Below are 19,310 nucleotides of genomic sequence, written 5' to 3'. Positions count from 1 at the left end.
CGGGTGCAGGTGTAGCTGACCTCACCGAGAGATTTGATGCTTCCATCCCGCCGGACGATCGGTGGAACGAAGGACTCGAGATAAACGAATTCATCAGTTCCGCAGCCTTCGCAATGAGGCTTGCCGACGTATCCGTCGTATTCAGCGGCAACGGGAGCTGGATGGGGTGCCCGGTTAGCCGGGGCGGCCTGAACTCCGGGCCTGCGGCGGCCGTTGCGGAGGGAGCGAAACGTGGGGAGGTGATCATTATGGGCTGTCGTCATTGGCTGCCGTTTCCCGGACATTGGCGGAGCAATGCGCCAGCAAATGTCCGTTGAAAAATGTTCAACACGGCCTGTCTGCTAGACCGTCCAGCCAATGATACGCAACCATCGGCGGTTGATCAATGGTCACGCGGACTTTTTGAGGGTCCGCCCTACGATCGCCTGTGTCAGAGCTTCGATGACCTCGTTGTTGGCATGCGGGTTGCGCAGCAACGTGAAATCGACGTCGCCCACGGGCGGGAGGTTGAAACGCCTGGTGATGATCTTCAGGTCCTCGGGGACCAGCGACGAAGGCATCACGGCAACGCCGATCCCCGCGCGGACGGCGGCCAGGACACCGCTGATCTGCCGGGTGCTGCACGTAATCTGCCAGGTGCGGCCGTGGGATTCCAGGGCATCGATGGCCAGTTTCCGGCTCAGACTGGGCGATGGGTAGGAGATCAGCGGTACAGGTTGGCCCGGTTCCAGGGAGGTCTGTTCCAGGCCGACCCACGCGAAGGAATCGTGCTGCACCACTGTGCCTTCCTTAGCCCCTGCAACCCATTTAACGAACACCAGATCGAGCTGGCCCGCGTTGAGCTTGCGGTAAAGCTGGTCACTTTGACCCACAGTAAGTTCGAGGTTGATCTGCGGATAGATCTGCCGGAACTCTCGCAGGATCCGTGGCAGGCCCGTGATTGCGAGGTCGTCGGCCGTGCCGAACCGCAGCTTTCCGCGCATCGCTGATCCGGAGAAATACCGGTCAGCGGCATCGTGGGCGGACAGGATGGTGCGCGCAAAACCGGCCATTGCATCGCCGTTGTCCGTCAACCGGACATCCCGGGTGTCCCGGCTCACCAGTCCTCGCTTGGCGGCCAGCTCCAGCTTCCGGACGTGTTGGCTGACGGTGGGCTGGGCCAGGCCCAGCCGCGCCGCCGCCTTCGTGAAGCTCAGCGTTTCCGCGACCGCCAGGAATGAGCGGAGCTGGACGGGATCGAACACTGAGCCTCCCGGCATCGAGGATTACTGTATTACGTTTTGTTATCTTACTTATAGGATCAATAAACTTCCATGATTCATGGCGCCGCGCCTAGGGTTAAAGGGACCCCCATCCATCCTTCTCTTTGAGGACACCCCTGTGGCACCCCCACCTAGCGCGGCAACGTTGACCCAACCCCTCGAAGTCGTGACGGAGCGGCTGCCGTGGCGGCAGACGTTCATATCGCTCAAGGTCCCGAACTTCCGGATCTTCGCCATCGGCCACTTTGTGGCGGTCATTGCCGTGTGGATGCAGCGCATTGCCCAGGACTGGATGGTGCTGGAGCTTTCCGGTTCCGTGACCGCCGTCGGTATCACCGTGGCCCTGCAGTTTGCCCCGTCGCTGTTCCTTGGCCCTTGGGGCGGCATGGTCGCGGACCGCTTCGCCAAACGAAAAATCCTCATCCTGTCCCAGTCCGTGGCGGCGGTGCTGGCGGCCGCCCTGGCCGTGCTGGCACTGACCGGCACCGTGCAGGTGTGGCAGGTATATGTGATTGCTTTCCTCCTGGGCCTGGTGACAGTGATTGACCAGCCCGCCCGGCAGGTCTTCGTGAACGAACTGGTCGGGCCCAAATACCTGCGCAATGCCATCAGCGTCAACTCCACCACCTTTCAGCTGGGCGGCCTCCTGGGCCCGGCTATAGCAGGGCTCCTGCTCTCTGCCGTGGGGGCGGGCTGGGCCTTTGCCGGCAATGCCGTGGCCTGTATCTTCACCGTCTCCATGCTGCTCCTGCTCCACAAGGACCAGCTGCACATCAGCGCGCCCACGCCGCGAAGCAAGGGGATGCTGAAAGAGGGATTCCGGTATGCGCTGAGCAAACCCACAATCTTCTGGCCATGGCTGATGGCCGCTTTCGTCGCCGTGTTCGCACTCAGCCTCCCCGTGCTGCTGGCTGCCTTTGCCGACGACGTGTTCAATGCAGGAGCCAGCGGTTATGGCCTGCTCAACGCCCTGGTGGCTTTGGGTGCACTCACCGGCGCGGTGGCTTCCACACGCCGCCGCCGGCTGCGGCTTCGGTCCGCGGTCATGGCCGCCGGGCTCTTCGGGCTGATGCTGGTGTTGGCGTCATTTGCGCCCTCCATGGTTTGGTTCGGCGCCATTATGGTGGTGGCAGGCTTCTGGTCGATGATGTTCCTCACCACGTCCAACCAGCTGGTGCAGACCAGCTCCAACATCGCCATCCGCGGCCGGGTCATGAGCCTGTACCTGGTGGTATTGATCGGCGGCCAGGCGATTGGGGGGCCCATGATGGGCTGGCTGGCCGAACACGTTGGACCCCAGATAGCCGTCCTGATCGCCGGCGGGGTGCCGGCTCTCGCGGCGGCAACCATTGCCGTCCTGCTGGCACGAAAAGGCGAGCTGTCCGTACGTGTGGACCTTAAGAACCGGCGCCCGGTGGTGCGGATTGTCCAAGGGGCCCGGACGGCCTAGAGTCCCTGCCAAACGCATATGCATCACTTCTGGCGGATTGGTTAAGAACAGCACCCCCGGCCAATGAGACGATGGTCCGGGGGTGCTCTTCTTGCCAACTGGAGCGGCTGACGGGAATCGAACCCGCGTATCAAGCTTGGGAAGCTAGCGCTCTACCATTGAGCTACAGCCGCAGTGCCCCGCTAAGCGGAGCAGAACTTAGCTTAGCGCAGTTCGGTGCCTGCCCGGGTCACGCTGGGAGGGCGCGTCATAGGGTAACTCTTCGGTTAAGCCGGGCCCGTTCGCTAGGTGGCGCGGGAGGGCGATGGCTAGGCTTGAAACGTAGTTGAAGTGTCTGGGGGAGACGGGCTTCTGAGATTTGCCCGACGTCGAAAGCGGTCCCCATGGCATTTGCCGAGCACGATGTCCTCATCGCCTGTGATGCAATGAAGGTCTACAACTTCCTCCTGGACGGCGCCAACCTGCCCTTGTGGCGGAGCGGAATCCGCAGCATCGAACTGGTCTCCGGCACTGCCGGGTCAAAGGGCGCGGTGTACCAGCAGACCCTGAGCGGGCCCGGCGGCAGGTCCATTGCCGCAGACTTCGAGATCACGCAGGCACGGCCCGGAGCCGAGATTGAATTCCAGGTGATCGCCGGCCCCATCCGGCCAAAGGGCGGTTACTACCTCAGCACCGAAGGGTCCGGCACCAGGGTGCGCTTCGCTTTGGATTACCAGCCTAAGGGGCTCTTCTCGCTCCTGAACGGCTCTGTCTACCGGACTATCAAGGAGCAAGTGGGGCAACTGGACCGGCTGCGGCAGGTCCTCGAAGGCTAAAGGGCGTCTTGAACCTCCGGCTATGCGGTATTTTGGGAGCGTGCTGATCTCTGACCGTGATATTCGTGCCGAAATAGACTCCCAACGGATTGTCCTTGAACCATACGATCCCGCCATGGTGCAGCCGTCTTCGGTGGACGTCCGGATCGACCAGTTTTTCCGGCTCTTCGACAACCACAAGTACGCCCACATCGACCCGGCCGAAGAGCAGCCAGAGCTGACCCGGCTGGTGGAGGTGGACCCGGGCGAACCGTTCATCCTGCACCCCGGCGAGTTCGTGCTGGGCTCCACGTATGAGACGGTCACCTTGCCGGACGATATCGCTGCCCGCCTGGAAGGCAAGTCCTCGCTGGGCCGGCTCGGGCTGTTGACCCACTCCACCGCCGGTTTCATCGATCCCGGATTCTCCGGCCACGTGACGCTGGAACTTTCCAACATGGCCACGCTGCCCATCAAACTGTGGCCGGGCATGAAGATCGGCCAGCTCTGCTTCTTCCGGCTGACCTCCGCGGCGGAGTACCCGTACGGCTCCGGGGAGTATGGCAACCGCTACCAGGGCCAGCGCGGCCCAACCGCAAGCCGCAGCCATCTGAACTTCCACCGCACGGCGATCTAGGCCCGGACAAGCCCCGGGCTGGCCGGCCGGTACACCAGTTTCACCAGCGGCTCGATGTAGCGCGCCATCAGGGGACCTGTTACGGCCATGATCAGCACGTACGCCGTGGCCAGGGCTGCGAGCTCGACGTCCACTACCCCGGATGTCACCGCCAGGCCGGCAATAACGATGGAAAACTCACCACGGGCTATCAGTGCAGCGCCGGCGCGGAACCGGCCGGGCCTGCCGATGCCTGCCTGTTGCGCGGCCCAGTACCCGGTCAGCATCTTGGTCAGGATGGTGACCACTGCCAGGATCAGCGCCCATCCGAGAACGGGCGGAATGGACGCAGGGTCGGTATTGAGCCCGAAAGCCACGAAGAAGATGGCCGCAAAAAGATCACGCAGTGGCTCCAGGATGCGGGTTGCATTATGCGCCGTTGCTCCGGAAATCGCGATGCCGAGCATGAAAGCGCCGACGGCGGCCGACACCTGGAGTGCGGAAGCCAGGCCGGCCACCAGCAGCGCGGCGCCCAGCAGGTTGAGCAGGAAAACCTCTGAATTTTCGCTGTGCAGCAACGACGACACGCGCTTTCCGTACCGCAGTGCCACCACCAGCACCACCGTGACGACGGCCAGCGAGATGCCAACCGTCTGCAGGCCGACCAGGAAGCTGACACCTGAAAGGGTGGCAGTGAGGATGGGCAGGTAGACCGCCATTGCGAGGTCCTCAAAAACCAGGATGGACAGGACGGTAGGAGTTTCGCGGTTGCCCAGCCGGCCGAGGTCCGTGATGACCTTTGCGGCGATACCGGACGAGGAGATGTAGGTGACGCCGCCCATGACCATTGCTCCCACCAGCCCCCAACCAAGCAGCAGGGCAATGCCCGCGCCAGGAGTGAAGTTCAGCACGAAGTCCAGGATGCCGGCTTTCCAGGACCGTCGCAGACCGGTGACCAGCTCAGGCGCGGTGTATTCCAGGCCAAGCATCAGCAACAGCAGAATCACGCCGATCTCGCCGGAAAGGTGCGCGAAATCGTGCATGCCGTCGAGCTTGATGACTCCGCCCGCACCGAAACCGAGGCCGCCAAGGAGGTAGAAGGGGATGGGTGACATGCCGATCCGGCCGGCCAGCCGGGCCAGGAGTCCGAGGCAGAACACCACGGCCCCCAACTCGATGAGGGTCAGCGCAAGCAGGTCCATTCCGGGTTAGCCGTTGCGGAGAATGTTGGCCGCTTCGTCGAGGCCTTCCTGCGTACCTACCGCCACCAGCAAATCACCGGTGTGGAGCACGACGTCGGGTCCCGGCGAGGGCACAACCTCACCTTCACGCATTATCGCCACGATGGAAACGCCGCACCGCGTCCGGATGCGGGCCTTTCCCATAGGTTTATTGTGAAACGGCGAGCCAGCCGAGATGGAAAACTGCCGCGTGACGATTCCTGGAACGTCCTTATGTTCTTCCGCCAGTTTTATGGCCAGGTGACGGCCGCCAAGGAGATTTCCCAGAGCATTTGCTTCGTCGCTGGTCAGCGCGATGGACGCCTGGCAGGTGTCCGGATCGTCCCACCGGGAAACAATGAGCTCGGTGGTTCCTTCCCGCAATTCCACGACGCCGATCCGGCGCCCTGAAGCGGTAACAAAATCCTTGCGTCGGCCGATGCCGGGAAGATCGGTTTCATCCACATCCATGCATCCAGCCTAGTCTGCAACGCCCGGTCGTGGGGTGACACCAACCACTTCAGGCCCGTACCGGCGGCTGCCAGGTGGAGAGCCGTCCGCACATCCCGTAACCCGCCGGGCCTGGCTTGGGGAGGGCTCGAGCCACAGCCGATCCGGCGAGTGTTTCGGCGGAGCCGTTCTCCAGGGCATTCAGTGCGCGTTCGGTGGTTGCCACGTCGGCGCGGACCCTGTCTTCCCAGATCCCGCGCCACTTGGCGATGTTCGGGCGGACCAGCGCGGCGGCAACCTTATGGAAGCGGGCCAGGGCATCGGTTCCGTCGGTCAGCATGGCTTCCCGAAGCTCGAAGTAGCCTTCCAGGGCAAGATCACGACGACGGCGGGCCGCTTCCGCGGCGGCGGCCTCACCGTGATCCCGTCCCGGCAGTGCGGCATGGGAGGCATACAGTTCGGGGTCCGCGAGTACACGGGCCGGGAAGGTCAGGACGGCATCGCCTGCTTCCGGGAGGCCCGCATTGGACATGATCACGTTCAACGCGAGTGAATCCGTGTTGACCAGCCGGTGCACAGTGCCGGGGCTGAACCAGAGCATGGAGCCGGCGGAAAGTTCGTGCTCCGCCGGGCCGGTCATGCTCAGCGTTTGCACACTACCGCTGCCCGAGGTTACGAGGTAGGCCTCGGAAGAGACAGTATGCAGGTGGGGCGAGCCTCCGCACAGACCATCGGCGGCTTCCCAGTCGTAGACTTCCAGTCCGCTGACTGCGGTCCCGCCGGGGAACGCAGGAACAGCCGGAACAGCGTTGCCGTCCGAAAACCCGAGGGAAGCCATCAGCCTGCCACCCCCGCCAGCAGTCCGGCGGCACGGTCTGCGAGTGCGGTGGCCCTTCCGACGTCGGACGTTCCATCCGCTATGACCACGGCGTAACGGAACCGGAGAGTGGAACCGGCGGTGAACAAGACCTCTTCGCTGAAGAAGGGTGCCGGCCCCATGCACGGGAACGGCTCGGTGCGGACAAACCATTCCGGCTGCGGGTGGCCGGTGGAGGGATCGTCCACCATAAGGATTGTGGAGAAGCGGCAGGTCTCATCATGCTGGCCAACGAATGCCAGCCAGGGCGCGCGCTTACCGCGCAGTTCCTCACCGGTGGCGCCGCCCGGACCGAGGATGGTCCCGCCGGCAAAGGCCCGCGGTCCGCGCCAGAACAGCCCGCCGTAACCGGCGTTCTCGCGGCCTTCGGTGGTGGGGGATCCGATGTGGATGTCAGCGCCGGACACATTGGTCATGGCTGTTTCGAAGATCAGCGTCCAGCTTTCAGGGTCATCGCCGGGGACTGCCTGGAAGGAGCGTTCTTCCTCCACCACGAGGGCGCCGGCCTCTGTGATCCACTGCAGGCTGTGCGAGAAAGTGAAGGTGCCGCCGTCGGCTTCTTCGGTTCTCACGGACTGGTGGCGCATGGCGCCGTTGTTGGGCAACGACTGGTAGCCCTGGCCGCGGCGGTAACTGGGCCCGCCCCAGAAATTGTCCGGGCCCAGGTGCGGCAGGGACCAGGCGATGCCCTTGTGCCAGGTGTGGTCGTGCGGGCGGTAGGCGGTGACGGCATCGCCGCCGCGGGTCCGCAACGGGTGGAAGAACGGGCGCGGGGATTCGTTCTGTGCATCCGTGGCGACGTAGGTGTAGTTAAGGAGGGCGACGCCGTCGAACGTGACCTCTACCGACTGGCCGTCATCGCTCCAGTCGAGACCGGAAGCTGCGGACGCCGGATTGGACGTGGTGTCAGGAAGTGTTTGGCTCATGCGTTGCTCGTTTCCAGTTTCCAGGGTTCCAGCCGGCCGTCGGCGCGGTCAAAGAACGGATTTCCTTCGGTAATGCTGTCGCTGCGGACGCTCTGCCCGGTGATGGCGCTGGAGTAGATGCCGGCCGCGAGTTCCATGGTGGCATAGGCATCTGACAACGTAACCGGGAGGTTTGTTCCCGCGGCCAGCGCTGCGATGATTTGCCGGTACTGCGCCGGATGACCGCTGCTTCCTTCAGAAGTGTCCGCGTCCCACACTTCCTGCAGCTGCTCCATGCCCGGTGCGGGCGTAAAACGCCAGTGCGAGTCGTCATAGCCGTAGAGGTGCTCCACCTCCACGGTGGCGTTCTCATAATCAAGGCGCAGCTGGGAAGTTTCGCGCGGTGAAATGACCGAGTTAATCACCGTGCTCAGCGCCCCGGACTCAAACCGCACCACAGCCATGGACACGTCTTCTGTCTCGGTGCGGCGGGCCAGCCTGGCGGCGAACGCCGTGACCTCCTGCCAAGGACCCCACAAGTCCAGGAGGAGATCGAATTGGTGGATGCCGTGGCCCATGGTGGGCCCGCCGCCTTCGATGTCCCACTTTCCGCGCCAGGGCACGTCGAAGTAGGCCTGGTCCCGGAACCACAGTGTGTTGCAGTACCCGGTGAGCGGGGCGCCCAGGACGCCGGCTGCCTGCAAACGCTTCAGTTTCAGTGCCGCGCCCCCGAAGCGGTGCTGGAAGACGCAGCTGACGCGTTTGCCGGAAGCAGCTTCGGCCTCCTGGAGCTCGGTGAGTTCGCGCAGGGAAAGCGCAGGCGGCTTCTCCACTACGACATTCAGGCCCAGTGCCAGTGCCTCTTTAGCAAGGGAAGCGTGTGACGACGGCGGCGTGCAGATTGCCACCACGTCCAGTCCCAGCCGCGCGGCTTCCTCGAGGCTGGCTGCGGTGGTGGAAACAGCCCAGGTGCCGGCGAAATCACGTGCGCGTTTCTGGTCAATGTCCGCTGCGACAACCAGCTCGGCTCCGCCGGCCTTCAAGGCCTGGGCGTGGGCAGCGGCGATGCCGCCCGTTCCGATGATGCCGGCGCGGATGGCGGCCGCTTTCGCCGTAGGCTGGCCGGTGGTGTGAGTGGCGGCTTGGTTTACCGGGGCGGTTTCACCGGGAAGCTGTGGCAGGTTCATGGATCCTTCGGGAACGGAAAAGTCGGTGCCACCAAGTATGTGATCGATCACTTTAGCTTGTCAAGGGTGTTGCGGAAGCGGTTTCACGTTTCTTCGGCCGGGCGGTTGAGAGTTGGCAGAAGGCTGCAGAACCAGTGTTCCCGCTTGCTGGCGGCAGGTCAGGCCTGCGGGACTACTGCTATGGCCGTCTTGTTCGGCGGCTTGACCGGAAGGAGCACCAGCAGGCCCAGCAACAGGACCACCATGATGCCGAGGATTCCCCAGCGCTGCGCCTCGCCGGGCGCCACCAAGGGAGTGGCGATGGCGATGCACAGAGTGAACAGTGCCGGCGCGAGGAAGCTGACTGCCCGGCCTGTGGTGGCGTACAAGCCAAAGAGCTCGCCGGATTCGCCGTCCGGGGCGAGCCGGGCAAGGTAGGCCCGCGACGACGCCTGGGCCGGACCTACAAACAGGCACAGGAACAATCCGAACACCCAGAACGTGGTGCTGCCGGCCCAGGCCATGCCGAAGAAGGTGTAGTCCCCGCTGCCCAGGACCAGGATCACCGTGCCGGCGATGAGGAGACCGATCAGGGAGGCGATGATGACTCTCTTGGGGCCAACCCTGTCGTCCAGTAAGCCGCCGATCATGGCTCCGATCGCCGCCACCACATTGCCGAAGATCGCAAAGATGATCACCTGCGGCAAGCTGAAGCCGAAGGTGCCGGCAGCAATCACGCCACCGAAGGTGAATACTGCCGCCAGCCCGTCACGGAACACGGCGCTGGCCAGCAGGAAGAAGATGGTATGCGGGCTGGTCCGGTAGATGGCCTTGATCCGCTTCAACAGGAGCCGGTAGGAATCGATGATGCCAAGCGTCCTGGCCTGCGGAGGCTTGGGCAGCTCGGGGACGGCGAACATCACAGGAAGCGCGAAGATCAGGAACCAGAGCGCCGAGAACAGTGCCACAAGCCGGATGTTGAGAGCGTCCTCCGTAGCGGAGCCAAACCAGTCGAAGCTCGGTTGGACGAAGAGCTGGAGCACAGCGAGCAATGCCACGATGCCGCCCAGGTAGCCCATGCCCCAACCGAAGCCGCTGACTTTGCCGATGGTTTGCGGCGTGGAAACCTGGGTCAGCATGGCGTTGTAGTTGACGCCGGCGAACTCGAAGAACACGTTGGCCAAGGCGATCAGGGACACTCCCAGCAGCAGCAACTCAGCGTGGGGGTAGACGAAGAAGCACAGCCCGGTCAGGATGGCCACGGCAACCGTGTTGACGCCGAGCCACAGCTTGCGGCGGCCGCCCGCATCGGAGCGCTGCCCTGTGACCGGCGCGAGGAGGGCGATGGCAAGGCCTGCCACAGCCAGGGCCCCGCCCAGCATCGCGGACGCGCGGTCCTCGCCGCCAAAGGCATCTGACGTCAGGTACACGGTGAAGACGAAAGTGGTCATCACGGCGTTAAAGGCGGCGGAGCCCCAGTCCCAGGCCGCCCAGGCCAACACTCTGCCCTTACTGGTGACCTGCGGTCCTGCAACAAGTTCCGACGTCGGAAGGTTGGCCCCGGCCGCGCTCGCGCTGTTCATACGCTGATGCTAGCCGCACGGGCGGTGATCAGGTGTGCAGCGCCAGTGGATCACTGCCGGAATGGACCACCGGGGTCAAACTGTCAGTAGCTGATTGGTAAACTGTCCCGACTGACATCTACGAATGAACCGCCTGCCCTGACTCTTGAAAATCGAATCCCTGACGTTGCGGAGATACCAGTGATCACAGTCCTTGCCCTGCACTTTGTGGTGGCTGCTGTGGCGCCGGTTCTGTTCAGGAAGTTCGGCCGGAGTGCGTTCTACGCCCTGGCGATGGTCCCCGCCGGCTCGTTCATCTGGCTCCTTCTCCAGTACCCCGCGGTGTACGCCGCAGGGGGACAGGGCCAGATAGCGGAGGTCATCCCGTGGATACCGGGGCTGCAGCTGGAGCTCGCCTTCCGGATGGACGCACTGGCGTGGGTGATGTCCCTGCTGGTGCTGGGCGTCGGTGCCCTGGTGCTGGTTTATTGCGCCAGGTATTTCCATAAGCATGATCCCGATCTTGGCGGCTTTGGCGCGCAGCTGCTGGCTTTCGCGGGCGCCATGTTTGGCCTGGTCACAGCGGACGATCTTCTCCTGATGTTCATCTTTTGGGAGCTCACCACGGTCCTGTCCTATCTGCTGATCGGCTACTCGCGGACCAGGCTGTCCGCCAGGCGCTCCGCGCTGCAGGCCCTGATCGTCACCACCGCAGGTGGCCTGACCATGCTGGTGGGCCTGATCATGCTCGGCTTCAGCGCCGGGACATACCGGATCTCTGACATCCTGGATAAGGCTCCCACGCTGACGGCAGGACCCGCCGCCGGAACTGTCGCTGCCGCCGTCGTGCTCATCCTGGTGGGGGCCATCACCAAGTCTGCGCTGGTCCCGTTCCATTTCTGGCTGCCCGGTGCCATGGCCGCCCCCACACCGGTGAGCGCCTACCTGCATGCAGCCGCCATGGTGAAGGCCGGCATCTACATCGTGGCGCGGCTGGCCCCCGGGTTCGCGGAGACCGCCTTCTGGCTGCCCGTAGTTCTGGGACTGGGGCTGGCCACCATGCTGGTGGGCGGCTACCGTGCGCTGCGTCAGACGGACATCAAGCTGATTTTGGCCTATGGAACGGTTAGCCAGCTGGGCTTCCTCACTATGGTGGTGGGCCTCGGGACGCCGGATGCGGCGCTCGCCGGACTGGCCATGCTTCTGGCCCACGGACTCTTCAAGGCCACACTGTTCCTGGTGGTGGGCATCATCGACCACCAGGCCGGCACCCGCGATATTGCCAAGCTGTCCGGAGTGTTCAGTTCCGCCCGTGCACTGGCGATCGTGGCGGGAATCGGCGCGGCTTCCATGGCCGGCGTGCCGCTGATGGCCGGTTTTGTGGCCAAGGAGTCGGTACTGGAAGCGTTCCTGCACCATCTCGAGTCAGGCTCCGGGAGCGCGTGGCCCGTGGTGGTGCTGGCCGGCGTGGTACTGGGATCTGTCCTCACGTTTGCGTACAGTGCGCGGTTCATGTGGGGTGCTTTCGCTGCCAAACCCGGGGTGGAGCGCACGCCGTTCAAGCCCATTGCGCCGTCTTTCCTCGCCGCGCCTGCCGTGCTGTCCCTCCTCACCATCGTGTTCGGCCTGTGGCCGCTGCCCATTGACGGCTGGATCCAGCCCTACGCGGCCCTGTTCGCAGAGACCGGGTCCGACGGCGCTGCCGTTGCGGAGGCCGGCCACCTGGCGCTGTGGCATGGGCCGACGCCGGCGCTGGGCCTGACAGTCCTCACCTTTGTGCTGGGCGGTGCCATGTACGTGGGCAGGAACTGGATTGCCCGGGCGCAGGAGCGGGTGCCCGGCTGGGTGGATGGGGATCGCGCCTACCAGCTCACCATCGGCGCGCTGGACGACATCGCGGTCTGGGTCACCGGGCGCACCCAGCGTGGTTCGCTCTACTTCTATCTGGCCGTGATCCTGAGCATGGCCGTGGCCCTGCCGCTGTCCGCCATGCTCGTGGCCCGCAAGCCGCTGCCGGGCGGGTTGTATGTCATCGATCCCAATTCTCCGCTGCAGCCGGTAGTGGCAGTCGGCATCGTGATCGGTGCCGTGGCCGCAGTGCGCGCCAACAAGCGCTTCCTGGCCGTGCTGATGGTCTCCGTAACCGGATACGGGATCGCCTTGTTGTTCGCGCTCCAGGGCGCGCCGGACCTCGCATTGACCCAGATGCTGGTGGAAACCATCATCCTGGTGGCGTTTGTGCTCGGGATGCGCAGCCTGCCGGCGGAACTGCGGGACCGGACCGGCGGCAAGTACCGGCTGGTCCGCGTCATCATTGGGCTGGCCTTCGGCGTCACCATGGTTTTTGTTGCCATCTACGCCATGGGTGCCCGGGTGGCGTCGCCGGTATCGCTCCTGTTCCCGGAACTGGCGTACGACGGCGGCGGGGGACTCAACACGGTCAACGTCACCTTGGTGGACATCCGGGTGTGGGACACCTTCGGTGAGATCGCCGTGCTGGCGCTGGCGGCTACCGGAGTTGCCAGCCTGATTTTCATCCGCGGCCGCGGTGACCGGATCCGTCCGGCAAGTACCGTGGCCGGGTGGAAGGACCGCGCGAAATCCGCTGACCCAAGTTCCCGGGAGGGCGCCGCGTTGGGCCTCTCCCGCAAGTTCGCCTCGTCGGCCCGGGATGCCTGGATAGTCGCCGGTCATACGCTGGCCCCGGAGCGGAGGTCCATCATTTTCGAAGTGGTCACCCGGTTGATGTTCCACTCCATCATTGTTTTTTCCCTTTACCTGCTCTTTGCCGGGCATAACCTCCCCGGCGGCGGCTTTGCCGGTGGGCTGATGGCAGGGCTGGCATTGACTATCCGTTATCTGGCAGGCGGCCGTTTCGAGCTCCGGGAGGCGACCCCGATCAGCGCCGGGAAGCTTCTGGGTGCCGGACTGGCAACAGCGGCCGCGGCCGGCGTCGTACCCCTGTTTTTAGGTGCTGCAGTGTTCCAGTCCGCCATCGTGCAGTTCTGGCTCCCGGTTTTCGGGGACATCAAGTTTGTTACCTCCACCCTCTTCGACATCGGCGTGTACACCGTGGTGGTGGGGCTGGTGCTGGACGTGCTGCGCAGCTTGGGCGCCGAGATTGACGAAAATGTGGAGTCAAACTCCGGGCAGGACGGGCGGATCATGCTGGACGAGGAAGACTCCGATAGAGAACTCACCGTTCACGCCGAGTCCCCCGCGGGAGGCGTCTCATGAGCATCAACCTCACGCTGCTCTGCGTCATGGGAGCGCTGTACGCCTGTGGAATCTACCTGCTGCTGGAACGTAGCCTTACCCGCGTCCTGCTGGGCCTGATGATGCTGGCCAATGCCACCAACCTGCTGCTCCTGGCCGCGGGCGGCTACGCGGGACTCGCTCCGCTCTACAGCAAGGGCACGGACCCGGGGGATTACAACGATCCGCTGCCGCAGGCCCTGATCCTCACCTCGATCGTGATCTCCTTTGCTGTGACGGCCTTTATGCTCGGCATCATCTACCGCACTTGGGTACTGGGCCGCCGGGATGACATCCAGATCGACCTCGAGGACCGCCGGGTGGCGCGCACGCCGAGCTTTGACGCCGAGGACGATGCCGCGATCCCCCTGGAAACATCCGAATTTCCGCTGCTTCCCAGGGATGATGGCGGAACCATCAAGGCAGGCGGCGGCCGGATGGCCGTCAGCGATGCCATCCTCGAAGAGAAGCCAGGGTCCAGGAATGTCACTCCCCGCCCGGATGGAGGGCTGAAGTGAATCTTGCCAGCCTGGCGCCGCTCGCCGTCATCCTTCCCATTCTGGGTGCTGCCGTAACCTTCGTCCTCTACCGGCATTCCCGTGCACAGCGCACGGTGAGCATCGGACTGCTGACGTTGACCCTGCTGCTGGAGTGCCTGCTGCTGGCCTCCACCTGGAGCGGGGGAACGTATGCCGTGAACATCGGCGGCTGGCTGCCACCATGGGGGATTGTCCTGGTGGTGGACCAGTTCTCGTCCCTGATGCTGGTGGTCTCCTCTGCTGTCAGCCTTGCCGTGCTGGTTTACGCCACCGGACAGGACATGGCCGACGGCGACGAAGACTCGCCGGTGTCGATCTTCCACCCCACCTACCTGATCCTGGTGGCAGGCGTTTCAAACGCCTTCCTGTCCGGGGACCTGTTCAACCTCTATGTGGGCTTCGAGATCCTCCTGACGGCAAGCTATGTGCTGATGACCCTCGGCGGCACCGGCCCGCGGATCCGGGCAGGCGTGACCTACGTGGTGGTATCCGTGGTGTCCTCCGTGCTGTTCCTGATCTCCATCGCCATGGTCTACGGCGCCACCGGCACAGTGAACATGGCGGATTTGGCCATCAAGCTGGCCGATCTGGATCAGGGAACCAAGACCCTGCTGCACATCATGCTGCTGGTGGCCTTCGGCATCAAGGCCGCCGTGTTTCCGCTGTCCTTCTGGCTGCCTGATTCCTACCCCACGGCCCCCGCTCCGGTCACTGCGGTGTTTGCCGGCCTGCTCACCAAGGTGGGGGTGTATGCCATGGTCCGGACCGAAACACTGCTCTTTCCGGGGGACTCGCTGAACACGCCGCTCATGGTGGCTGCACTGCTGACCATGGTGGTGGGCATCCTGGGTGCCCTGGCCCAAAGCGACATCAAGCGGCTTTTGTCCTTCACCCTGGTCAGCCATATCGGCTACATGGTATTCGGGCTGGCGATGTCTTCAGTGGCCGGCCTGGGGGCGGCCGTCTTCTACGTCGCCCACCACATCACCATCCAGACCAGCCTGTTCCTGGTGACGGGCCTGATCGAACGCCGCGGCGGCAGCTCCTCAATGGACCGGGTTGCCGGGCTGGCCAAGCTGTCCCCGGTGCTGGCCCTGCTCTTCTTCATCCCGGCCATGAACCTGGCCGGCATCCCGCCGCTCTCCGGATTCCTGGGCAAGGTGGGTCTGATGCAGGCCGGAGTCGAGCTGGGGACGCCGCTGGCCTACGCCCTGGTAATCGGCGGCGTTATCACCAGCCTGCTGACGCTGCTGGCTGTCGCCAGGGTGTGGAACCGGGCCTTCTGGCGCAGCCCGGAGGACGCCGAGTACCCGGACCCGGTGCTGCTCGCGGCTCCCGACGCCGACGGTTCTGCCGGCAGTGGCACCAGCAGCAACGTGACCGTCCTGCCCAGGACCATGGTGGGATCAACGCTGGGGCTGGTGTTGGTGGGGGTCTCCCTGACCGTGTTTGCCGGCCCGCTGTTCACGGTCTCGGACCAGGCGGCAGCGGAGATGCTCGACCGTTCCGCCTACATCCACGCCGTTCTGGGCGGCGACGCCCCGGTTCCGGCGCTCCAGACGGGAGGCCGGCCATGAGCCGCAGGCGGATATCCCTGCGCCAGGAGTTGCCGCTCCTGGTCTGGCTGGTGGTGGTCTGGTGCGCGCTGTGGCAGGACTTCAGTCCCGGCAACCTCCTGTTCGGTGCCATGATCGCCGCTGCAGTGGCCCGGATGTTCTACCTTCCTCCCGTTGAGCTCAGCGGCAGGTTCAACATCTTGCATGCCATCCCGTTTGCCGGGGTGTTCCTGGCCAAGGTGGTGGCCGCCAGCTTCCAGGTGATGTATTTTGCCGTGGTCCTCGGACCCCGAATGACCAGGGCGGTCGTCGCCGTTCCGCTGCGGAGCCACCAGGACCTGCTGGTGACGGCCACGGGACATATCCTTTCGCTGATTCCCGGCTCGCTGGTGGTGGAGGTAGACCGCTCTTCGTCCACCCTGTACCTGCATACCTTGAACGTCGCGGACGCTGATGGTGTGGCCCGCATCCGGCAGGAAGTCCGGAATATCGAAGCCGGACTGATCCGGATCATGGGCACCAGGGAAGAACTCGAAGCCCTGCAACAGGAGGCCGCCAGATGATGCAGATTGTCCTGACCGTCACGGCGGTCATCCTGTCCCTCGCGGCGGCCGGTGCCATTCTCCGGATTTCGCGTGGGCCGTCGCTGCTTGACCGGGTGCTTGCGGCGGACGTGCTGCTGGCCATCGTGGGTGCGGCCCTGTGCATCGACATGGCCGTCAACCGGCACCTGAACAACCTGATCCTGCTGGTAGCCATTTCGCTCATCGGGTTCGTGGGGTCCGTGACCGTAGCCAGGTTTGTGGCCGACAGGCGGGAAGAGCCCCTTGAATCCTGAGCCTTCAACACTGGACGTTGTTATCGACGCGGTCTCGGCCGTGTTTATGGTCGTGGGCGCGCTGATGTCCCTGGCCGCCGCCATCGGCCTGCTGCGGTTCCCGGACCTGCTGACCCGTATGCACGCGGCTACAAAACCGCAGGTCCTGGGCCTGTTCCTGCTGTTGACTTCCATCGGGTTGCAGATGCGTACCGTCTGGGTGTGGCCCGTGCTGTTGGTGGCCTGGTTGTTCCAGCTGCTCACCGTGCCGGTCTCCGCCCACATGGTGGGCCGGGCCGGGTACCGGACCAAGCACCTGCATCGCGAAATGCTGACAACGGACGAGCTGGAAGCCGTGGTCCAGTCCGCGACGAGGACCGGCCGCGAGGACACCGCCGATTCGCCCCATACGGAGCTTACGGCCGCAGACGCGGACGTTGAATCAGAGGCGGAGGCAGAGGCGGATCGGGCGTAGCAGTCCTCATGTTCGCTCCCCGCAGCCAGGGGTGAGTATCAGGCAAGTTCCTCCATGCGCCTGGCCAGGATGTCGTTCATCGCCAGCAGGCCCACGAGCTGGTTGCCTTCCACCACCACAAGCCGGCTGAGGCGGTAGCGGCTCATCAGGGCAGCCGCCTGACGAACGGACAATTGCTCGTTGACCGTGATCGCCGGAATGGTGGCGGCATCATAGACATTCAGGAGGTCCACATCGCCCTCCTGCGCCACCACGGTGTCCAGCAGTTCCCGGTAACTCAGCAGACCGTAAGCGTCATGCGCGTGCTGCCGGTCCACCACCAGGCTCTTCACCTGCCGGTCCTTCATCATGGACAGCGCCTCACGCAGCGTGCTGTAGGGGGAAATGGTGACCACCTCGGGGACCATGACATCTTTTACAGTGAGCATCCTTTTCCTCCTTGTGCGTGCCGCGTTTCGTGTTGGACCGGTTCAGGCGTCATCACGACGCAGGTGCTCCTCAAACCTGACCACCTGCCGTATATCGATCCCCGTCAAATGCTCGATCGGTACCGCGAAGGCCAAACCGCGGGATTCGGTTCCACGGACCAGGACCTGGTGGAGTTCCTTCAGGATCGGGGCGCTGAGATGTGTCCCCACAACCATCAGCAGTACGGACTGCGTTCCCTCGAACGTCAGGCCAAAGAAGGTCTTCTTGGCTTCCCCGCCGATTCCCTTGCCAGCCAGGATTGTCACCCCTGTGGCGCCTGCCCGCTGGGCGTGCTCGATGACTCTGTCTTCCAGGTCGTCAGGGGCGATGACGACTATGGCGGTGAATTTCATGCCGGTTCCCTCCTTAGCCGGGGAAATCTCTCAATCACCATGGCATACACCATGACTGATATGACAGGAAAGATCGACGCGAAAGCGATCAGGCCAAACCCGTCGATCAGCACGTCCCTTCCCTCCACCGCTGCTGCAAGGCCGATCCCGAGGGCTGTCACCAGCGGCACAGTGACTTCGGACGTCGTTACGCCCCCAAGGTCGAACGCGAGCGCGATGATGTACTTGGGCGCGAAAAAGACCAGCATCATGGCCACGGCGTATGCGGCCATGATGAAGTAGTGGAAGGGCCCGCCCACCAGAATGCGGAACACGCCAAAGGCGATGCCCACGGCCACCCCGGCAGCGACTATTACGCGGATGGCGAATCCGTTGATCCGGCCAGGCGACGCGTCCTGGGCCTGAGCACCTATGGCTACCAGAGCCGGTTCAGCCATGGTGGTGGCAAAACCGATCAGCAGCCCGAACAGCACAATCAAGGCAGGGGTACCCTGCGCGATGAGTTGTTCGGCCATCATGGTCCCGATAGGAAAGAGCCCGAGCTTCAGTCCCACGACGAAGGCATACAGCCCCACCAGGACCATGACGAACCCGACGACGACGCGCATCGGATGAGCCAGTCTTTGCCGCAGGGCCACGTACTGAAAGAACAGGACCACCCCCACGATGGGGAGGACCTCCCGGACCATCCCGGCCAAACCCAGGAACATGCCGATAACCCAGTCACCCGGGTCTTCCCCCGGTCCGCCGACCGGCACGGCGGCGCCGGGGTCATCGAAGGCATACACCCAGGTCCCGTAGAGCTGGACCCCGATCATGGGCACCATCACGCACAGCGCCACCAGGCCGAAGCCGTCCGCCAGGACGCTGCGTCCCCTGATGGAGTTCGCCAGGCCCAGCCCGATCGCCGCTATCAGGGGAACGCTGACGATATTGGTGGTGACGCCACCGGAGTCGTAAGCCAGGCCGATGATCTCCGGCGGGGCCACATAGCTCAGCCCCAGCACAATGAGATAACCGGCGATCAGGATTTTGTGCACGGCCCAGCCCCGCAGGACCCGCAGGATGCCCAGGATGAGGACCAGGCCCACCGAGACTGCGATGACAAGGCGCAGCACCAGTCCGTTAATCCGGCCCCCACTGACCAGTTCGGCCTGCTCCGCGACGGCGATTACGGCAGGTTCAGCAACGGAAGCTGCGAAGCCGATAGCAAAGCCGAAGGGCAGCAGGAGTCCCAAAGCGCCGCGGCGGACAAACTGGTTGCCGAGGTTCTTGCCTACCGGAAAAATGCTGAGATCCAGCCCGTGCAGGAACAGTGCAATACCCACGGCCACAATCAGGAGCCCCGCCACGATAGCCAGGGGGTCAGCAGGCAGGCTGCGGAACACCAGCAGCTGGAACAAGGCAACAACGACGACGATGGGCAGCAGGTTCCTGAGCGCCTTGAGGAATTCATCACTGAATCTGCTGAGGTGCTCCATCGGGTCCTCTCCCGGGAATGATCCTGTGAGTACCTGGGGCCTTTAGTTTGCCCGTCCTGTCAGC

At 64.0% G+C, this 19,310-nt stretch carries 19 protein-coding genes and 1 tRNA gene; 9 read left to right on the top strand and 11 right to left on the bottom strand.

Going from position 1 to position 19,310, the window contains the following annotated elements; genetic code table 11:
• Nucleotides 1-389 precede the first annotated feature (389 nt).
• Nucleotides 390-1,244, bottom strand: a complete 855-nt coding sequence (locus ACWA13_RS16935) for a LysR substrate-binding domain-containing protein (protein ID WP_463935479.1) — start codon at nucleotides 1,242-1,244, stop codon at nucleotides 390-392.
• Between the two features lie 76 nt (nucleotides 1,245-1,320).
• Here ACWA13_RS16935 and ACWA13_RS16930 point away from each other — a divergent pair, with 76 nt between their 5' ends.
• Nucleotides 1,321-2,712, top strand: a complete 1,392-nt coding sequence (locus ACWA13_RS16930; RefSeq protein ID WP_463935477.1) for an MFS transporter — start codon at nucleotides 1,321-1,323, stop codon at nucleotides 2,710-2,712.
• 99 nt (nucleotides 2,713-2,811) lie between these two features.
• Here the strand turns inward: ACWA13_RS16930 and ACWA13_RS16925 are convergent.
• A tRNA-Gly gene (locus tag ACWA13_RS16925) sits at nucleotides 2,812-2,885 on the bottom strand.
• Nucleotides 2,886-3,095: 210 nt separating this feature from the next.
• On the opposite strand from ACWA13_RS16925, the gene ACWA13_RS16920 reads away from it, so the two are divergent.
• On the top strand, nucleotides 3,096-3,527 hold the full coding sequence (locus tag ACWA13_RS16920; protein WP_463935476.1) for an SRPBCC family protein: 432 nt from the start codon (nucleotides 3,096-3,098) through the stop codon (nucleotides 3,525-3,527).
• A 40-nt stretch (nucleotides 3,528-3,567) separates the two neighbouring features.
• A complete protein-coding gene (dcd, locus tag ACWA13_RS16915) occupies nucleotides 3,568-4,143 on the top strand; it encodes a dCTP deaminase (protein ID WP_463935475.1) in 576 nt (191 codons plus the stop codon).
• Here the strand turns inward: dcd and ACWA13_RS16910 are convergent.
• The 6 genes from ACWA13_RS16910 to ACWA13_RS16885 form a co-directional block, all read right to left on the bottom strand.
• Nucleotides 4,140-5,324: a cation:proton antiporter gene (locus ACWA13_RS16910; RefSeq protein ID WP_463935474.1), complete on the bottom strand. Its 1,185-nt coding sequence runs from the start codon at nucleotides 5,322-5,324 to the stop codon at nucleotides 4,140-4,142. The two genes, dcd and ACWA13_RS16910, sit on opposite strands and share 4 nt — an antisense overlap.
• A gap of 6 nt (nucleotides 5,325-5,330) precedes the next feature.
• Nucleotides 5,331-5,813, bottom strand: coding sequence for a cation:proton antiporter regulatory subunit (locus tag ACWA13_RS16905; protein WP_463935472.1), 483 nt, complete (start codon nucleotides 5,811-5,813; stop codon nucleotides 5,331-5,333).
• Nucleotides 5,814-5,862: 49 nt separating this feature from the next.
• The gene (locus ACWA13_RS16900; protein ID WP_463935470.1) at nucleotides 5,863-6,630 is read right to left on the bottom strand and encodes a cupin domain-containing protein; all 768 of its coding nucleotides are present in this window, start codon (nucleotides 6,628-6,630) and stop codon (nucleotides 5,863-5,865) included.
• Complete coding sequence (locus ACWA13_RS16895; protein ID WP_463935469.1) at nucleotides 6,630-7,595, bottom strand: DUF6807 domain-containing protein; 966 nt, start codon at nucleotides 7,593-7,595, stop codon at nucleotides 6,630-6,632. Before ACWA13_RS16895 ends, ACWA13_RS16900 begins: the two co-directional genes overlap by 1 nt.
• Nucleotides 7,592-8,761 (bottom strand): Gfo/Idh/MocA family protein, encoded by a 1,170-nt coding sequence (locus ACWA13_RS16890; protein WP_463935467.1) that lies wholly within the window; start codon nucleotides 8,759-8,761, stop codon nucleotides 7,592-7,594. Before ACWA13_RS16890 ends, ACWA13_RS16895 begins: the two co-directional genes overlap by 4 nt.
• Nucleotides 8,762-8,919: 158 nt before the next feature.
• Nucleotides 8,920-10,323, bottom strand: a complete 1,404-nt coding sequence (locus tag ACWA13_RS16885) for an MFS transporter (RefSeq protein ID WP_463935465.1) — start codon at nucleotides 10,321-10,323, stop codon at nucleotides 8,920-8,922.
• A 180-nt stretch (nucleotides 10,324-10,503) separates the two neighbouring features.
• On the opposite strand from ACWA13_RS16885, the gene ACWA13_RS16880 reads away from it, so the two are divergent.
• Genes ACWA13_RS16880 through mnhG form a run of 6 tightly spaced genes read left to right on the top strand, consistent with a single transcriptional unit; the run spans nucleotide 10,504 to nucleotide 16,944 of the window.
• A complete protein-coding gene (locus ACWA13_RS16880) occupies nucleotides 10,504-13,539 on the top strand; it encodes a Na+/H+ antiporter subunit A (RefSeq protein WP_463935464.1) in 3,036 nt (1,011 codons plus the stop codon).
• A complete protein-coding gene (locus tag ACWA13_RS16875; protein ID WP_463935463.1) occupies nucleotides 13,536-14,075 on the top strand; it encodes a Na(+)/H(+) antiporter subunit C in 540 nt (179 codons plus the stop codon). Before ACWA13_RS16880 ends, ACWA13_RS16875 begins: the two co-directional genes overlap by 4 nt.
• The gene (locus tag ACWA13_RS16870) at nucleotides 14,072-15,673 is read left to right on the top strand and encodes a Na+/H+ antiporter subunit D (protein WP_463935462.1); all 1,602 of its coding nucleotides are present in this window, start codon (nucleotides 14,072-14,074) and stop codon (nucleotides 15,671-15,673) included. The genes ACWA13_RS16875 and ACWA13_RS16870 overlap by 4 nt, the downstream gene beginning before the upstream one ends.
• Nucleotides 15,670-16,215, top strand: a complete 546-nt coding sequence (locus ACWA13_RS16865; protein WP_463935460.1) for a Na+/H+ antiporter subunit E — start codon at nucleotides 15,670-15,672, stop codon at nucleotides 16,213-16,215. The genes ACWA13_RS16870 and ACWA13_RS16865 overlap by 4 nt, the downstream gene beginning before the upstream one ends.
• Nucleotides 16,212-16,490: an MrpF/PhaF family protein gene (locus ACWA13_RS16860; protein WP_463935458.1), complete on the top strand. Its 279-nt coding sequence runs from the start codon at nucleotides 16,212-16,214 to the stop codon at nucleotides 16,488-16,490. Before ACWA13_RS16865 ends, ACWA13_RS16860 begins: the two co-directional genes overlap by 4 nt.
• A complete protein-coding gene (gene mnhG, locus ACWA13_RS16855) occupies nucleotides 16,480-16,944 on the top strand; it encodes a monovalent cation/H(+) antiporter subunit G (RefSeq protein ID WP_463935457.1) in 465 nt (154 codons plus the stop codon). Before ACWA13_RS16860 ends, mnhG begins: the two co-directional genes overlap by 11 nt.
• A 38-nt stretch (nucleotides 16,945-16,982) precedes the next feature.
• Here the strand turns inward: mnhG and ACWA13_RS16850 are convergent, their stop codons facing one another.
• Genes ACWA13_RS16850 through ACWA13_RS16840 form a run of 3 tightly spaced genes read right to left on the bottom strand, consistent with a single transcriptional unit; the run spans nucleotide 16,983 to nucleotide 19,246 of the window.
• Nucleotides 16,983-17,372: a CBS domain-containing protein gene (locus ACWA13_RS16850; RefSeq protein ID WP_463935455.1), complete on the bottom strand. Its 390-nt coding sequence runs from the start codon at nucleotides 17,370-17,372 to the stop codon at nucleotides 16,983-16,985.
• A 42-nt stretch (nucleotides 17,373-17,414) separates the two neighbouring features.
• Nucleotides 17,415-17,765: a P-II family nitrogen regulator gene (locus ACWA13_RS16845; protein ID WP_463935454.1), complete on the bottom strand. Its 351-nt coding sequence runs from the start codon at nucleotides 17,763-17,765 to the stop codon at nucleotides 17,415-17,417.
• Complete coding sequence (locus ACWA13_RS16840) at nucleotides 17,762-19,246, bottom strand: DUF1538 domain-containing protein (protein WP_463935453.1); 1,485 nt, start codon at nucleotides 19,244-19,246, stop codon at nucleotides 17,762-17,764. Before ACWA13_RS16840 ends, ACWA13_RS16845 begins: the two co-directional genes overlap by 4 nt.
• Between the last annotated feature and the right edge of the window lie 64 nt (nucleotides 19,247-19,310).

The organism is Pseudarthrobacter sp. TRD_SC_9 (assembly GCF_055361265.1).
This window is presented reverse-complemented; position numbering and strand designations above follow the sequence as displayed.

What these genes read in the sequence shown, in the direction of transcription:
- ACWA13_RS16930 (WP_463935477.1), top strand. Translation starts at nt 1,321, where the DNA reads ATGGCGCCGCGCCTAGGGTTAAAGGGACCCCCATCCATCCTTCTCTTT.
- ACWA13_RS16875 (WP_463935463.1), top strand. Translation starts at nt 13,536, where the DNA reads ATGAGCATCAACCTCACGCTGCTCTGCGTCATGGGAGCGCTGTACGCC.
- ACWA13_RS16910 (WP_463935474.1), bottom strand. Translation starts at nt 5,324, where the DNA reads ATGGACCTGCTTGCGCTGACCCTCATCGAGTTGGGGGCCGTGGTGTTC.
- ACWA13_RS16895 (WP_463935469.1), bottom strand. Translation starts at nt 7,595, where the DNA reads ATGAGCCAAACACTTCCTGACACCACGTCCAATCCGGCGTCCGCAGCT.
- ACWA13_RS16890 (WP_463935467.1), bottom strand. Translation starts at nt 8,761, where the DNA reads ATGAACCTGCCACAGCTTCCCGGTGAAACCGCCCCGGTAAACCAAGCC.
- ACWA13_RS16885 (WP_463935465.1), bottom strand. Translation starts at nt 10,323, where the DNA reads ATGAACAGCGCGAGCGCGGCCGGGGCCAACCTTCCGACGTCGGAACTT.
- ACWA13_RS16920 (WP_463935476.1), top strand. Translation starts at nt 3,096, where the DNA reads ATGGCATTTGCCGAGCACGATGTCCTCATCGCCTGTGATGCAATGAAG.
- ACWA13_RS16850 (WP_463935455.1), bottom strand. Translation starts at nt 17,372, where the DNA reads ATGCTCACTGTAAAAGATGTCATGGTCCCCGAGGTGGTCACCATTTCC.
- ACWA13_RS16865 (WP_463935460.1), top strand. Translation starts at nt 15,670, where the DNA reads ATGAGCCGCAGGCGGATATCCCTGCGCCAGGAGTTGCCGCTCCTGGTC.
- ACWA13_RS16845 (WP_463935454.1), bottom strand. Translation starts at nt 17,765, where the DNA reads ATGAAATTCACCGCCATAGTCGTCATCGCCCCTGACGACCTGGAAGAC.
- ACWA13_RS16860 (WP_463935458.1), top strand. Translation starts at nt 16,212, where the DNA reads ATGATGCAGATTGTCCTGACCGTCACGGCGGTCATCCTGTCCCTCGCG.
- ACWA13_RS16900 (WP_463935470.1), bottom strand. Translation starts at nt 6,630, where the DNA reads ATGGCTTCCCTCGGGTTTTCGGACGGCAACGCTGTTCCGGCTGTTCCT.
- ACWA13_RS16905 (WP_463935472.1), bottom strand. Translation starts at nt 5,813, where the DNA reads ATGGATGTGGATGAAACCGATCTTCCCGGCATCGGCCGACGCAAGGAT.
- ACWA13_RS16840 (WP_463935453.1), bottom strand. Translation starts at nt 19,246, where the DNA reads ATGGAGCACCTCAGCAGATTCAGTGATGAATTCCTCAAGGCGCTCAGG.